This is a genomic window from Oleiagrimonas sp. C23AA (assembly GCF_011759385.1).
GTDB lineage: Bacteria > Pseudomonadota > Gammaproteobacteria > Xanthomonadales > Rhodanobacteraceae > Oleiagrimonas.
This window is the reverse complement of record NZ_JAARLY010000010.1, coordinates 144463-157726: the sequence shown is the minus strand read 5'-3', so window position 1 is coordinate 157726 and position 13264 is coordinate 144463. Positions and strand designations below refer to the sequence as shown.

10 protein-coding genes and 1 pseudogene are annotated in these 13264 nt (G+C 64.6%); 6 read left to right on the top strand and 5 right to left on the bottom strand.

Annotated elements, in window-relative coordinates; genetic code table 11:
- Positions 1–166: 166 nt before the first annotated feature.
- From metJ to HBF24_RS15715, 3 genes and pseudogenes are all read left to right on the top strand, one after another.
- Positions 167–367, top strand: a pseudogene (gene metJ / locus HBF24_RS17380) (met regulon transcriptional regulator MetJ); the annotation flags it as partial.
- A 33-nt stretch (positions 368–400) separates the two neighbouring features.
- Positions 401–1330 carry a histone H1-like repetitive region-containing protein gene (locus HBF24_RS15720; RefSeq protein ID WP_240922628.1) on the top strand — a complete coding sequence of 310 codons (930 nt, stop codon included), beginning with the start codon at positions 401–403 and terminating at the stop codon, positions 1328–1330.
- Between the two features lie 289 nt (positions 1331–1619).
- Positions 1620–2639: an energy transducer TonB gene (locus HBF24_RS15715; protein WP_240922618.1), complete on the top strand. Its 1020-nt coding sequence runs from the start codon at positions 1620–1622 to the stop codon at positions 2637–2639.
- A 110-nt stretch (positions 2640–2749) separates the two neighbouring features.
- Here the strand turns inward: HBF24_RS15715 and HBF24_RS15710 are convergent, their stop codons facing one another.
- Positions 2750–3994 (bottom strand): serine hydrolase domain-containing protein, encoded by a 1245-nt coding sequence (locus HBF24_RS15710; RefSeq protein WP_167175019.1) that lies wholly within the window; start codon positions 3992–3994, stop codon positions 2750–2752.
- A gap of 251 nt (positions 3995–4245) precedes the next feature.
- Between HBF24_RS15710 and HBF24_RS15705 the strand changes: the two genes are divergently transcribed.
- Positions 4246–5505, top strand: coding sequence for an MFS transporter (locus HBF24_RS15705; RefSeq protein ID WP_167175105.1), 1260 nt, complete (start codon positions 4246–4248; stop codon positions 5503–5505).
- 19 nt (positions 5506–5524) lie between these two features.
- Here HBF24_RS15705 and HBF24_RS15700 read toward each other — a convergent pair whose 3' ends face one another.
- From HBF24_RS15700 to mtgA, 3 genes are all read right to left on the bottom strand, one after another.
- A complete protein-coding gene (locus tag HBF24_RS15700) occupies positions 5525–5953 on the bottom strand; it encodes a CBS domain-containing protein (protein WP_167175016.1) in 429 nt (142 codons plus the stop codon).
- Positions 5954–6067: 114 nt separating this feature from the next.
- Positions 6068–6997, bottom strand: coding sequence for a glycosyltransferase family 2 protein (locus HBF24_RS15695; protein ID WP_167175013.1), 930 nt, complete (start codon positions 6995–6997; stop codon positions 6068–6070).
- 75 nt (positions 6998–7072) lie between these two features.
- Positions 7073–7819 (bottom strand): monofunctional biosynthetic peptidoglycan transglycosylase, encoded by a 747-nt coding sequence (mtgA, locus tag HBF24_RS15690; protein ID WP_167175010.1) that lies wholly within the window; start codon positions 7817–7819, stop codon positions 7073–7075.
- 142 nt (positions 7820–7961) lie between these two features.
- Here mtgA and HBF24_RS15685 point away from each other — a divergent pair, with 142 nt between their 5' ends.
- A complete protein-coding gene (locus tag HBF24_RS15685; RefSeq protein ID WP_167175007.1) occupies positions 7962–8864 on the top strand; it encodes an Hsp33 family molecular chaperone HslO in 903 nt (300 codons plus the stop codon).
- Between the two features lie 105 nt (positions 8865–8969).
- Here the strand turns inward: HBF24_RS15685 and HBF24_RS15680 are convergent, their stop codons facing one another.
- Positions 8970–11876: an EAL domain-containing protein gene (locus HBF24_RS15680; protein WP_240922617.1), complete on the bottom strand. Its 2907-nt coding sequence runs from the start codon at positions 11874–11876 to the stop codon at positions 8970–8972.
- A gap of 283 nt (positions 11877–12159) precedes the next feature.
- Here HBF24_RS15680 and HBF24_RS15675 point away from each other — a divergent pair, with 283 nt between their 5' ends.
- The gene (locus tag HBF24_RS15675) at positions 12160–13164 is read left to right on the top strand and encodes a hypothetical protein (protein ID WP_167175002.1); all 1005 of its coding nucleotides are present in this window, start codon (positions 12160–12162) and stop codon (positions 13162–13164) included.
- Positions 13165–13264: the final 100 nt, after the last annotated feature.

The window sequence follows — 13264 nt, the reverse complement described above, 5'->3', positions numbered from 1 at the left end:
TCCATGTTTCCAGCGATTCCGTGCCATCTTTTTACTGGGGTGAGAGGCTTCTGCGAAGCGCCTTTACCAGTACTCGCAAGGCCTTAATTTGTGTGGCGAAATTTATTGACACCACGTGTGTACAGGTCTAGCTTTTGCGCCCAATGATGGAGTGATTTAAAAAACGATGGCGGAAAAAAAATACATCAGGCCTTACGTTGAGCACGGCCAGAAGGCAGGGGCGGTCCGCAAGATCACCGTGTCGGTTCCTGTGCATGTGCTTCGACTGCTTTCCGATGAGCGTACGCGTCGACAGGTGAACAACCTGAGGCACGCCACCAACAGCGATTTGCTGTGCGAGGCGTTCCTGCATGCTTTTACTGGGCAGCCACTGCCAACTGATGAGGAGCTGAGACGAACCATGGCTACGACCAAGAAAGCCGTAAAGAAACCGGCGGCCAAAAAAACCGCCAAGAAGACCACTGCCAAATCCGCCACCGCGGCCAAGAAGACCGCCGCCAAGGCCACCACCGGTGCACGCAGCACCGCCGCCAAGAAGCCGGCCGCGAAGAAGGCCAGCACCAAGGTGGCTGCCAAGAAGCCGGCCGCAAAGAAGGCCACGGTGAAGAAGTCCGCGGCCAAGAAGGCGCCGGTGAAGAAGGCGACCGCCGCGGCCAAGAAGTCCACTGCCAGCAAGACCGCCGCCAGCAAGCCGGCCGCAAAGAAGGTTGCCACGACCAAGAGCGCGGCCAAGAAGACCACCGCGGCCAAGGCCAGCAAGAAGAGCACGGCTGCCAAGAAGGCTCCGGCGAAGAAGGTCGCTGCCAAGAAGCCGGTCGCGAAGAAGGCATCCACAGCGAAGAAGGCGGCGAGCAAGAAGAGTGTGGCCGCCAAGAAGAGTCCGGCCAAGAAAGCGCCTGCCAGCAAGAAGGCCACTGCCAAGAAAGTGACGGCCAAGAAATCTGCCGGCAAGAAGGCGCCAGCGAAGAAGGCCGCTGCCAACAAGCCGGTCGCGAAGAAAGCGTCCACGGTGAAGAAGGCCACGACCAAGAAGGCCGCCGGCAAGACCGCTTCCAGCAAGTCGGCGGCGAAGAAAGCACCGGCGAAGAAAGCTGCCGCCAAGAAGTCTCCAGCCAAGAAAGCGACGGTGAAAAAGACCGCTGCCAAGAAGGCGCCGGCAAAGAAGACGCCAGCCAAGAAGGCGGCGGTGAAGAAGACCACCGTCAACAAGGCCGCGACGCCAGCACCGGTGGCAGCCGCCTCCACGGCTGATCCGGACAAGACCACGGCTGCTTCGCGTGTTTCGCGTGCATCACGCTCGTCCCGCGTGCGCAGCCGCAAGAAAAAATAATTCGCCGCAAGGCACGCTTGCTCCCTTGGCTTCCTGCGGTTGCCCAGCGCAGGAAGTGATCTGACAAGGGATGACTATTCGCCCCGGATCTTCCGGGGCGTTTCGTTATCGGCCGGCGCAAAAAGCCACCTGGTTCGCATGCGGCGATAATTCCTATTGGCATTGCGCGGCAGGAACGGTACCTTCGGGTTATCCGCGCTGAGTGGGCTCACCACACAACGTTCCGGGGGGAGCAAACAGGGGGCGCGGGTATCAGTACATGGTGTTACGGCAACCTGTGGATACCCGAATGACAGCAAGCAAGCGAGGGCGGGCGAGCGGCGCCTCGACGCCCATGATTCTGGCCATCATCGCCATTCTGGTGGTGTTGGGTGTGGCCGCGTGGTTCTTGATCATCAAGCCCAACCGCGAGGCCGGCGCGCCGGCAATGAAACAGTCCAGTGCATCGCAGGGGGCGCCATCCAGTGCCTCGTCGGCGCCTGTGAATGTGGCGTCCCTGACTACCGACCAGCTGTTGGCCGAGGCGCGCAAGGCGCTCAACGACCAGCGTCTGCTGGCGCCGGCCGGCAACAATGCGTTTGAGTTCTACCTGAAGGTGCTGGAGCGTCAGCCCAACAATCAGGTAGCTCGGGATGCATTGCGTGAAACCTTCCCGTTTGGTGCCAACGCCGCGGAGCAGGCGATCAATCAGCGTGACTTCGGCGAAGCGCAACGGGAAATCGATCTGCTTTCCAAGGCCGATCCGGAGAACTACACGCTGACCATCCTGCGCTCCAAGCTCGATGCCCAGCGCAAGCTGCAGGATCACGAGCAACAGGCCGAAAGCGACAAGCTGGCACAGCAAAAGCGTCAGGCTGCCGCCCAGCAAGCGGCCGCCGAGCAGGCCGCGGCGGCCAAGGCTTCCGCGCAGCCGAGTCTGGCCGAGGCGCAGGCGGAAAAGGCGCGCCAGGAAGCGGCAGCGGCAGCGGCCCAGCGCAAGCGCGAGCAGGCCAGCGCCGCCAAGGCACCTGCCAAGCCAGCCCCGGTCAGCATCCAGGATGCGGTGCTGACTCATCAGGTGAAACCGCGCTATCCGACCGCCGCGGTGCGCTCCAGCCAGGAGGGTTGGGTGGATGTCGAGTTCACCGTGGGCACCGATGGCAAGGTCAACGATGCGCATGTGGTCGAGGCCAAGCCACATCATGTGTTCGACCGCTCGGCAGTCGATGCCGTCTCCAAGTGGCGCTACAAGCCGGCGTTGCGCAATGGCAAGCCGATGGCCGTAACCATGCGCCGACGCATCGTGTTCACGCTGGGCCGCCAGCGTTGATCATCGGTACGCGGTCCAGATAAAAAGCGGCGCCTTCATGGCGCCGCTTTTTTGTCCGTCAGGGTCTAGCGGGTCGAGGCGGGTGGCGCTGGCCCAGGCCCAGGCGACCTTCAGTGATGGCGGCGACCCAGTTGCTTGAGCCCGGCCCAGTCGCGGTGCTGCAGTCCCAGCATGTCGTCCAGCACCATTGGTACCAGCCCGGCCGGGACCACGCCGCGTGAGTTCCACATCGAGACGATGCCGACCTGGTCCTCGGGGATGAAGGCGATCATGGTGCGATAACCCTCCACCGCGCCGGCATGGAAGATCACGCGGTGGCCGGCGTAGTCGTACACGCGCCAGCCCAACGCGTACCAGGCCTTGCTGACGCGCGCGCGGCGCCATGGCGTGGCCCAGGTTTCCGAAGGCGTCTTGATGCCTGGTGCATGCAGTACGTTCAGCAGCGTGGCCGGCAGCACGTCGGGACGGTAGCCCATCTGCGCCAGCAGCCACTGCTCCATGTCACGCAGACTGGCGTTGACGCCGGCGGCCGGTGCGACGCGATAGTAGTTTTCGTTGGGCATGAACGGCACCCAGCCGCGTCGCGTGCGCCGATGCGGGCGCGCCCAGCTCTTGCTGTTCTCCAGCCCTTGCAGGCCGTAGGTGGCGGTGGTCATTCCCAGCGGCAGGAACAGGCGCTTTTCCACCTGGTGGGCAAAGAAATCGCCGGTGCGGGCGTAGATGACGTCACCGATCAGGCTGAAGGCGACGTTCTGATAGCCGTAGCACTGGCCCACCTGGCAGACCAGCTTCACCTTGTTGAGCTGGCGGACCAACTGCTCGTAAGGGACTTCGTCCTCCAGCTTGAGGTCGAAGGTGTTGCGCGGCAGCCCCAGGCGTTGTCCGAGAATATCGCCCACCGTGGCCTGCGCGGCCTGCTGCATGTTGATCAGCTTGAAGAACGGCAGCAAGTTGATCAGCTTGCTGTCCCAGCTCAGCCGCCCGTCGCGAACCAACAGGCCGGCGGTGGCGGTGGCGAAGGCCTTGGATAGCGAAGCCAGGCGGAACACCGTGGTCGGCTTGACCAGCTCACCCGAGCGGGTGTCGGCATAACCCAAGGTGCGCTCGTAGCGCACGCGGCCGTTGACCACGATGGCGGTGGCCAGTCCTGCCACCGCCTTGTGCCGTTCGATGATGCTCAACCAGCTGTTGTAGTCGTGCAGCACCTTGCGGATGCGCGCGTTGGGCAGCGCATGGTGATCGGGCTGGTTGCTGACGACCTTGGTTTGCGGCGGCGGCGGAACGGCCTGGGCGGGGATGGCGGCGGCGAATGCGCCGGTGACAAGAAGCAGTAGGGATGCGATGCGTGGGGCCATGCTGTGCTGCGTGCGGCGAGGCGCGAGCCCGCGCGTTGAGGTGGAGGGGCAGTGGATAACGCATCCGCGCCCAAGGGCGTGGACATGTTTTATCCATTGTCGGTCAGTTGACGGGCGCCGACAACGGCCCGCGTGGATACGGTCGGCCTGCCGTTCACGCATGCTAGGCTTTGCGCTCTCTATCAAGCGAACGATGGTTCATCAACGTGTCGTGGCGATCCCAGATCCGTGCCGGTGAGGAATCGACGCTGCTGATGTCGGCGGCGGCATTTTTCTGCATCCTGACCTCGTACTACATCATCCGGCCGGTGCGCGATCAGTTGAGCGGCGCGGTGGGCTCGGTGTCGTTGCCGCTGTTTTACGGGGCCACCTTTATCGCCATGCTGGCGCTGACGCCGCTGTTTGGCATGCTGGTGGCGCGCTTCCGGCGTGATCGGCTGGTGGCCTGGAGCTACAGCTTCTTTGTGCTTTGCATGCTGGCCTTCGTGCCGGCGTTCATGGCCCAGGATCGCATTGGTGCGCGCGAGCTGGGCGTGGTGTTCTTCGTTTGGAGCAGCGTGTTCAACCTGTTCGTGGTGTCGCTGTTCTGGAGCTTCATGGCCGATATCTGGAGCAGCCTGCAGGCGCGCCGGCTGTTTTCGATGGTGGCCCTGGGCGGCACCGCCGGGGCCATGGCCGGACCGACCATCACCTCGCTGCTGGTCGAGCGCATCGGCGTGGCGCCGCTGCTGGTGGTCTCGGCCGCGCTGCTGGGCTTGGCGCTTTGGCTGATGCTGCGCATTTCACGCCTGATCGGCTTGAAGCGACCGGCGCGCGATGAGGATCAGGCCATTGGCGGTTCGCTGTGGGCCGGCATCAAGCAGACGCTGACCCATCCGTTCCTTCGCAACATGGCGCTGCTGATGCTGCTCAGCGATGGCATCGGCACGATTGCCTATGCGCTGGTGGCCGATTACGCCAAGGCGCATTTTGTCTCCAACGCCGATCGCACCGCGTTCTATGCGCACATGGACCTGGCCATCAATGTCACCGCCGGGCTGATGCAGGTGACGCTGACGCGCTGGCTGCTGGTGCGCGCCGGTGCGGTGTGGGGATTGATGGTTACCTCGGTGGTCAACGTGGCGCTGATGCTGATGCTTGCCTGGTTCGGCAGCGGAGAAGTGCGCCTGTTCGGTATCGGGCTGTCGCTGCTGGCACTGGTGCAGGTCGGCACGCGCGCCATGGCCTACGGCATGGCCAAGCCGGCCAGCGACGCGTTGTATACCCGCGTGGCCCGCGAAGCGCGCTACAAGGGCAAGAACTTTGTCGAAACCACCGTGTGGCGGCTGGGGGATCTGTTGGTGACCAGTGGCCTGAGCGCCCTGCGCGCGGCAGGAATCACCGTCACAGCCACCGCAGCGCTGGCAGCAGGTCTGTCCTCGGTAGCCGTGTACGTGGCCCGCCAGGCCGGCCGCGCACCGGATCTGGCGCCGGACGAGCCGGCACCCGACGGCGCCGAACCCGCACGCTGACGTTCTTTCCAGCCAGGGCTCAGCCGGCGATATAGGTTTGCAGCTGGTCGATGGCCTGCGCCTGCGCATCGATCACCGCGCGTACCAGATCACCAATGGACACCACACCAATGACGCGTTCACCGTCCATCACTGGCAGGTGGCGAATGCGGCTGTCGGTGCAAAGGCGCATGCAGGCCTCGACGCTGGTGCGTGTATCGACGGTGATCGGCTGGTCGCTCATGATTTCACGCACGGGCGTGTCGGCCGAGGTGCGTCCGCTCAGGGCCACCTTGCGCGCATAGTCACGTTCGGAAATGACCCCTTCCAGCCGTTCGTCGCGCATCACCAGCAGTGCGCCCACATTGTGCTCGGCCATGCGTTCGAGCGCCTGACGTACCGGCGCATCGGGATCGATGGCATGGACGGCATGGCCCTTGAGGGCCAGAAGTTCGTTCAAGAACTGCATAGGTGCCTCCCAGGACGGCCGCGGGAACGGGCCGTTACAACGTGAAGTCTACTGCGCCCAAACGCGCGCAGATGAACGCCAGTGGCGTGACGACAGGTTAAGGACAACCTTTGCTCAGCGCGGCGGGCGGTGGCTTTGCACCAGATACAGCGGGCGCTGCTTGGATTCGGCGTACATCCGACCCAGATATTCACCGATCACACCCAGCGCCAGCAGCTGCACGCCGCCCAGGAAAAGGATCACCACCATCAAGGTGGGGTAGCCGCGCACCGGATCGCCGAAAATCAGCGCCTTGAAGAACACCCACACGCCATAGGCGAACGCCAGCACCGAGGTGCCAAGGCCCAGATACGTGGCCAGCCGAAGCGGCGCCGTGGAGAACGAGGTGATGCCCTCCACTGCCAGGTTCCACAGCCGCCAGTAGTTCCACTTGCTGGTGCCGGTGTGGCGGGGATCGCGCCGGTAGCGCACCGCCGCCTGCGGGTAACCGACCCAGGCAAACAGACCTTTCATGAAGCGCTGGCGTTCGCGCAGACCGCGCAGCGCTTCCACCGCGCGTCGCGAAAGCAAACGGAAATCGCCGGTATCGCGGGGCACCGGCGTATCCGAAAGCTGCTCCATGACGCGATAGAACGCGGCCGAGGTGAAGCGCTTGAAGCGGGTCTCGCCATCGCGGCCCTCGCGCGTGGCGTAGACCACGTCGTAGCCGGCCTGCCACTGTTCGATCAGCTGCGGAATCAGTTCGGGCGGGTCCTGCAGGTCGGCGTCGATGACCACCACCGCATCGCCGTCGGCATGGTCCAGGCCGGCGGTGAGCGCCGCTTCCTTGCCGAAGTTGCGCGACAGGCGCAGACCACCGGCGCGGGGGTCGGCATCGCCCAGTTGTTCGATGATCTGCCAGGTGTCATCGCGGCTGCCATCGTCCACGTAGAGCACCCGGCAATGCATATCCAGCCCGTCCAGCACCGCGCCCAGGCGCTGATGAAAGTGGCTCAGGCCGCTGGCTTCGTTGTAGGCCGGCACGACGACGGTCAGCTGCAGCATGAATTCCCCTTCGGTGGTGCGCATCGCCCATAGCATAGGCGTTTGGGTGCGGCCGTGCTCGACCCGGCCTGTCGCCTAGCGGCGCAGGTTGCGCGGTGGTGTCGGATGGTCGGAGGTGACATAGGCGGTGCCGCCAAGCTGGCGCATCTGGCGCTCGATCCAGGCCGCTCGGTGTTGGACATAGGCTGATGGCCTGGCCGCATGCAGACGCTTGGGGTTGGGCAGCACCGCGGCCAGCAAGGCGGCCTGGTGTTCGCTCAAGCGGGCCTGGTCGGTGCCGAACAGCTGCTGGCCGGCCGCGCCCACGCCGTAGACGTTGTCACCCAGCTGGCAGATGTTGGCATACACCTCAAGGATGCGATGTTTGGGCCAGGTCAGTTCCAACAGCACGGTGAAATAAGCCTCCAGCCCCTTGCGCACGAAGTTGCGTCCGCCCCACAGGAAAAGGTTCTTGGCCGTCTGCTGGCTTATCGTGCTGGCACCGCGCAGACGCCCGCCATCCTCGGCGGTGTCGATGGCCTTGTGGATGGCGTGGAAATCAAATCCGTGGTGGAACGGAAAGCGCTGGTCTTCCGAAGCCACCATGGCCAGCGGCACCTGCTTGTTCATGGCCCGCCAAGGCACCCAGTGCTGGTGCAGCTCGAAGTGTTTTTCTCCGTGCCGCCAGGCGGCGAAGTGGCGTTCGATCATGAAGGCGCTGGTCGGCGGTGGTACGAAGCGGAAAATCACCACCGGCAGCCAGGTCAGCACCAACCAGGCGCCGATCAGATAGATCAGCCAGCGCAGCCAGCGACGGCGGGGACGTTTGAGGAGGGCAGGCATGGGCCAGAGTGTAGATCACCCCGGCTTGGGAACGGCGTGAAGATGCCCCATCTAGGGACGCTCCGGTAAGCTTTAGAGCATCGCCTGGTGTCTGCTGGCACCGGCGCCGGGTTTCCTTTCTTGGCTTTTCGCGTGACTCATCGTGAGCGACCACAACGACCTGCTGTATCGATTCCTGCTTGAGCGCGCCGGCGTGCGCGGTGTGCTGGTGCGTCTGGGCGACAGCTGGCGGGAGGTGGCGCAGCGCGCCGACTATCCGCCACAGCTGCGTCAGCTGCTGGGTGAAAGCCTGGCTTCGGCGGCGCTTTTGACCGGCAACATCAAGTTTTCCGGAAGCTTGACCCTGGAGCTGAAGACACCTGGCGCACTGCGTCTGGTATTCACCGAGGCCACCGAGGGCGGGCGACTGCGCGGTCTGGCGCGGTTCGATGCCGAGCGTGGTGTGCCCGATCCGCTGGCGTTGAACGAGCTGGCGCAGGCGGTGCTGGCCATCACCATCGGCAGCGCCGAGCGTGGCCATCGCTATCAGGGGCTGATCGAGCTGTCGGCGCCGGATCTGGCCACTTCGCTGGAAGGCTACTTCACCCAGTCCGAGCAACTGCCGGCGCGCATTGTGCTGGCGGTGAACGGCGATCAGGCCGTGGGTCTGATGCTGCAGCGCCTGCCTGGCGAGGGCGGTCACGATGCGCCGGAAGTGGACGCCGATGCCTGGGACCGCGTGCTGCACCTGACGGCCACGCTGAGCGACAAGGAGCTGCTTGAGCTGGCGCCTGAAGAGGTGTTGTACCGCCTGTACCACGAAGAATCGGTGCGCCTGTTCGATCCGCGCCCGCTGGCTTTCGGCTGCAGCTGCTCACGCGAGCGCGTGGTGCAGATGCTGCGCTCGCTGGGACGCGAGGAAGTGGAGGCGGCACTGGAGGCCAACGACGGCGAGGTCGAGGTCACCTGCGAGTTCTGTGCCAGCCAGTACCGTTTTGATCGCGTCGATGCCGAGCAGGTGCTCAGCGATGATCCGCGCGCGCCGGGCTCGGATACCACACACTGATCCACGGCGGCCGCGCGCGGCCTGACGCGCCCGCGACCCACAAAAAAGCCCGGCATGCCGGGCTTTTTTGTGGTGACCGTATGGCGTCGAGCTCAGTGGTTTCGCTCAGGTCTTGGCCTTGACCGGCTCACTGGGCGGCTGGCCGGCGGCATGCGGTTGCGCCAGCCAGTGTTCGGCGGGGCGGGCCTGCGAGAACAGGAAGCCCTGACCGAACTTGCAGCCGATGCGCTGCAATGCCACGCGCTGGGCCTCGGTCTCGATGCCCTCAGCGATCACCTGCATGTGCAGCGAGTCGGCCAGCGCCTGGATGGCGCGCACGATGGCCGCGCCCTGGTCGTCGGCGTCCTTGCTCAGGCGTATCACGAACGAGCGGTCCACCTTCAGTACCTCGATCGGGTACTGATGCATGTAGCTGAGCGAGGAGTAGCCCGTGCCGAAGTCATCCAGCGCAATGGTCAGCCCGGCCTTGCGCATGGCATCGAGGCTGCGCTTGATCTGTTCGGGATTTTCCAGCAGCGTGCGCTCGGTCACTTCCACGCGCAGGCTCTTGGGCGGTACGTTGTGTTCGGCCAGCAGGTCCAGCAGGCGGCGGTCGATGTCCGGCGAGCGGAAATGGCGGCCGGACAGGTTGATGCTGATGAAGCCGCTGGTGCCTACCAATGAGCGCGCCTGCTTGCAGACATGCTCGAAGATCTTCCAGTCGATGGCTTCCGAGCAGCCGCTGTCCTCGGCAACGGTGAGGAATTCACCGGGCGCGAGCAGGCCGCGCTCGGGATGGCGCCAGCGCATCAGCGCCTCGTAGCCGAGGATGCGGCCATCGGCCAGGCGCACGATGGGCTGGTAGAACGGCTCGAACTCGTTACGCGTCAGCGCACGGCGCAGGTCGCCCTCGACTTCCAGCTGCGACACCGCATTGCGGCGCAGGCGATCGTCGAACACTTCCGAGCGATGGCGGCCGCCGGCCTTGGCGCTGTACATGGCCGAGTCGGCATCGCGCAGCAGCTCTTCGGCGCGGCGATAGTGCGGTGCCGCCAGGGCGATGCCTACCGACGCCGATGTGAACAGCTCCTTGGCACCGATGCGGAACGGCGTGTGCAGCTCGCCGATGACGCGCTCGGCGATGCGCTGAATGGAGCGGGCGTCACCGATACCTTCCACCAGCACGGCAAATTCGTCGCCACCCAGCCGTGCCACCAGATCCCGCGTTTTCAGGCAGGCACGGATGCGCCCGCCGACCTGGAACAGCAGGTCGTCGCCGATCAGGTGGCCGACCGAATCATTGATCACCTTGAAGCGATCCAGATCGATGAACAGCACCGCGAACATCTGCCGGCGATCGGTGTGATAGCGCTGCAGCGCATGCTCCAGGCGTTGCAGCAGCAGCGCGCGGTTGGGCAGACCGGTCAGCGAATCGTGCAGGGTCTCGTATTTCAGGCGGCGCTCGACGCGCTCGCGCTCGGCAATCTGTTCGCGCAGGTCGCGGTTGGCCAGCGCCAGGGCACGCGTGCGCTCATTGACGCGTCGCTCCAGGCCGGCGTAGGCCTGTTTCAGCGATTCGGCGCTGCGCTTGCGCTGCAGGGCATTGGCGATGTGGTAGCTGACAAAGGTCAGCAATTCCTGGTCGCGAGAGGTGTACTGGTGCTCGGGCGAGTAGCTTTGCACGGCCAGCACGCCGTTGACCTGGTCATCGCAGACCAGCGGCACGCCCAGCCAGCAGTGCGAGGTGGCACCACTTTGCACCAGGTCGCCTTGGCCGACCATGCGCTGGATGTCGTCGTGGCCGACCAGCAGGGGCTTGCCGTGGCGAAGCACGTATTCGGTCAAGCCGTGGCCGAGCGCGCGGGGTTTGCGGAAGCTGTCGAACTCGTCCACCGAATAGGGGAAGCTCAGCTCTTCGCGATCTTCTTCCTTCAACGCCAGATAGAAGTTGCGCGAGTAGATAAGGCCGCCGATGACCCGGTGCACGGCGGCGTAGAACTCGTCGATGCTTTCGGTGGTGTTGGCCAGCTCGGCAATGCGGAACAGCGCCGCCTGCAGGCGCTCGCCGCGCTGGCGCTCGAGCACCTGCTGCTGCAGCACGCGGTTGGCCTCGCGCAGGGCCTCGGTGCGTTCATTGACGCGCCGTTCCAGGTCGGCGTGTGCCTCGCGTCGTTCCAGCGCAGTCTGCACGTGCTGGGCGACATAGCCGAGCAACTCCTGATCCTGTCCGGTGTATCGTGCTTCCTCGCGGTAGCTTTGCACCACCAGGCCGCCGACCACTTCACCGCCACGCAGCATCGGCACGCCCAGCCAGTCCACGCAGGTCGGGCCGGTCGGGGTCAGCGGGCCATCCACCTGGGTGGCCAGCTTGTCCATGCCACCCATCATCGGACGGCCGTCCCGGATCAGATACCAGGTCAGCGTGTTGCGAATGGCGTCGAGCGGCATCGACTCGTTGCTGCCGGGGCCATCGGTATCGGTCGTGTCGGCGAAATAGGCGAAGCGGATGCGCTTGCGGCGACGGTCGTACAGCGCGATGTAGAAGTTCTCGGCATACATCAGACTGCCGACGATGCCATGCAGCGAACGCATGACCTCGTTCATGTCGCGGTCGGTACGGGCCTGGTCGGCGATGGCGTACAAGGCACGCTGTAGGCGCTCGGCCTGGGCCAGGCGCGAGACGGCATCATACAGGTGGACTGTTTCGTCCTGCTGGCGCAGGCGCATGCCGGCGATGCGGCCCAGCCAGTCCAGGTGTGCGGCCAGTGGCTCCGGATCGATGCTTTCTGGCAGTTGCACCTCCAGCACGCGCCCCTGACGCGGGTCGCTGGCCAGCATGCGTGCGTGCGGGCTGTCGGAGCGCTCGCCCTTCTTGCACCAAGCCGTCTGCGCTCCCTCGACCATCGAGGTCAGGTAGGTATGGCAGGCAACGGCAACTGCATCGGCGTCCTGGGCCTTGAACAGGCGTTCCACCACCTGGTGCATGGCCAGCTGGTGCTCATGTTCGGACGCCTGCGGGTCCGCCGCTGGCATTGTCGATACAGGCGCCGTCATAGGTGCTCTGCTCGGTCCTTCCGATCCCTTGGATACAGCAGTGTATACCGGTTGCTGCGGCACGTCGCCTGGTCCCCTGTGTGCCCCAGCCGTCACCATATACGGATAATGTGAATGTGAACAGCGGTAATACTTCACATAATGCGTGCTGTTAGCAAAAGGTAAAATGACCTATACTGGCGCCAATGCCGGATCAACCTCGGGGGGAACCTGCGTGGGTCCGGGGGGTCCAACTGTTTGTATTCGGGATTCGTTTCTGCTGATGCGCCGCCTGCTCGCCAGCCTTAGTCTTGCGTTGCCGCTTGTTGCGGGCGCCCAGGTTCTGCCTGGGCCGACGGGTGCGCCGGCGCCGCTGCCGTACGAGTCGCTGCGCGCGCCAGGTCAAGGCAGCGGGCTGTTGATGCCACTGTGGCGCTCGGCGGACGGGCGCATGCTGGCCCTGGCTACGCACGCGGGCAGCGCGCCGGCGGCCGATCCTACCCGGGCGCCATCTTCGTTGGACTTCAACGTGGTCGATGCCAGCCAGCTGATGCGCAGCACGCTCAGTTATGACGTGGCCGCCCGTCTTTCCATGCACGTTTCGCTGGGGCAGCGCCTGTGGCCGATGACCTCGGCGCATCTGGGCGATGGTTCCAGCTGCACGCCGGGCGCGAACATCGGTTGTCTGAACGGCACGCTTTCCTCACCGCTGCGCATGATCAACGGTGAAGTGGGGGCCACCTACCATGGCAGTCATTACACCGTGGGTGTGGCGGTCAACCAGAGCAAGCCGATAGCGCCGCTGGCACCAGCCATGTTGCCGCGCGTGGTGCCCAATGCACCGGTGACCAGTAGCGGTCTTTCGTTCTCCTCGCTCGGTTCGAGTACCGATTTCTCCGCACACGGGCGGCTTGCGCTGGGTCACCAGAGCGGCCTGGATCTGGGCGCCAGTGTCGGTCGCATTCGCCTGCTGCCGGGCAATGTGCTGGGTGGCGTGGGCGAATTGGGCTCGAAGTCGCTGAGCCTGGGCGTGGACAGCGGCGGTATCAGCGGCAATATCGTCGGCCATATGGTACAGCCGGAAACCGGTGCGGCCAGCAATCTGTTGGGGCCGGATCGGCGCTGGACCAGTATTGATCTGGGCGTGACCGTGCGCCTGCCCTGGCAGGGGCAGTTGTCCTTCGGTGCGCAGAATGTGTGGTCCTCGGGGCAGACGCCGGCGCCGGTGAATGGTCCGGATCCTGATCAGTCGCGTATGCCCTACGTGCAGTATCACCAGGATCTGTGATCGACGATCAGCGTCGGAAGCTCGTTGCCTGTCAATGAAAACGCCGCAGCGCCCTTGAAGGCCCTGCGGCGTTTTGCTGTCTGCCCTGTGTCCGTCGGCG

What these genes read in the sequence shown, in the direction of transcription:
- HBF24_RS15720 (WP_240922628.1), top strand. Translation starts at nt 401, where the DNA reads ATGGCTACGACCAAGAAAGCCGTAAAGAAACCGGCGGCCAAAAAAACC.
- HBF24_RS15695 (WP_167175013.1), bottom strand. Translation starts at nt 6,997, where the DNA reads ATGCTGCAGCTGACCGTCGTCGTGCCGGCCTACAACGAAGCCAGCGGC.
- HBF24_RS15710 (WP_167175019.1), bottom strand. Translation starts at nt 3,994, where the DNA reads ATGGCCCCACGCATCGCATCCCTACTGCTTCTTGTCACCGGCGCATTC.
- mtgA (WP_167175010.1), bottom strand. Translation starts at nt 7,819, where the DNA reads ATGCCTGCCCTCCTCAAACGTCCCCGCCGTCGCTGGCTGCGCTGGCTG.
- HBF24_RS15700 (WP_167175016.1), bottom strand. Translation starts at nt 5,953, where the DNA reads ATGCAGTTCTTGAACGAACTTCTGGCCCTCAAGGGCCATGCCGTCCAT.
- HBF24_RS15675 (WP_167175002.1), top strand. Translation starts at nt 12,160, where the DNA reads ATGCGCCGCCTGCTCGCCAGCCTTAGTCTTGCGTTGCCGCTTGTTGCG.
- HBF24_RS15715 (WP_240922618.1), top strand. Translation starts at nt 1,620, where the DNA reads ATGACAGCAAGCAAGCGAGGGCGGGCGAGCGGCGCCTCGACGCCCATG.
- HBF24_RS15680 (WP_240922617.1), bottom strand. Translation starts at nt 11,876, where the DNA reads ATGCCAGCGGCGGACCCGCAGGCGTCCGAACATGAGCACCAGCTGGCC.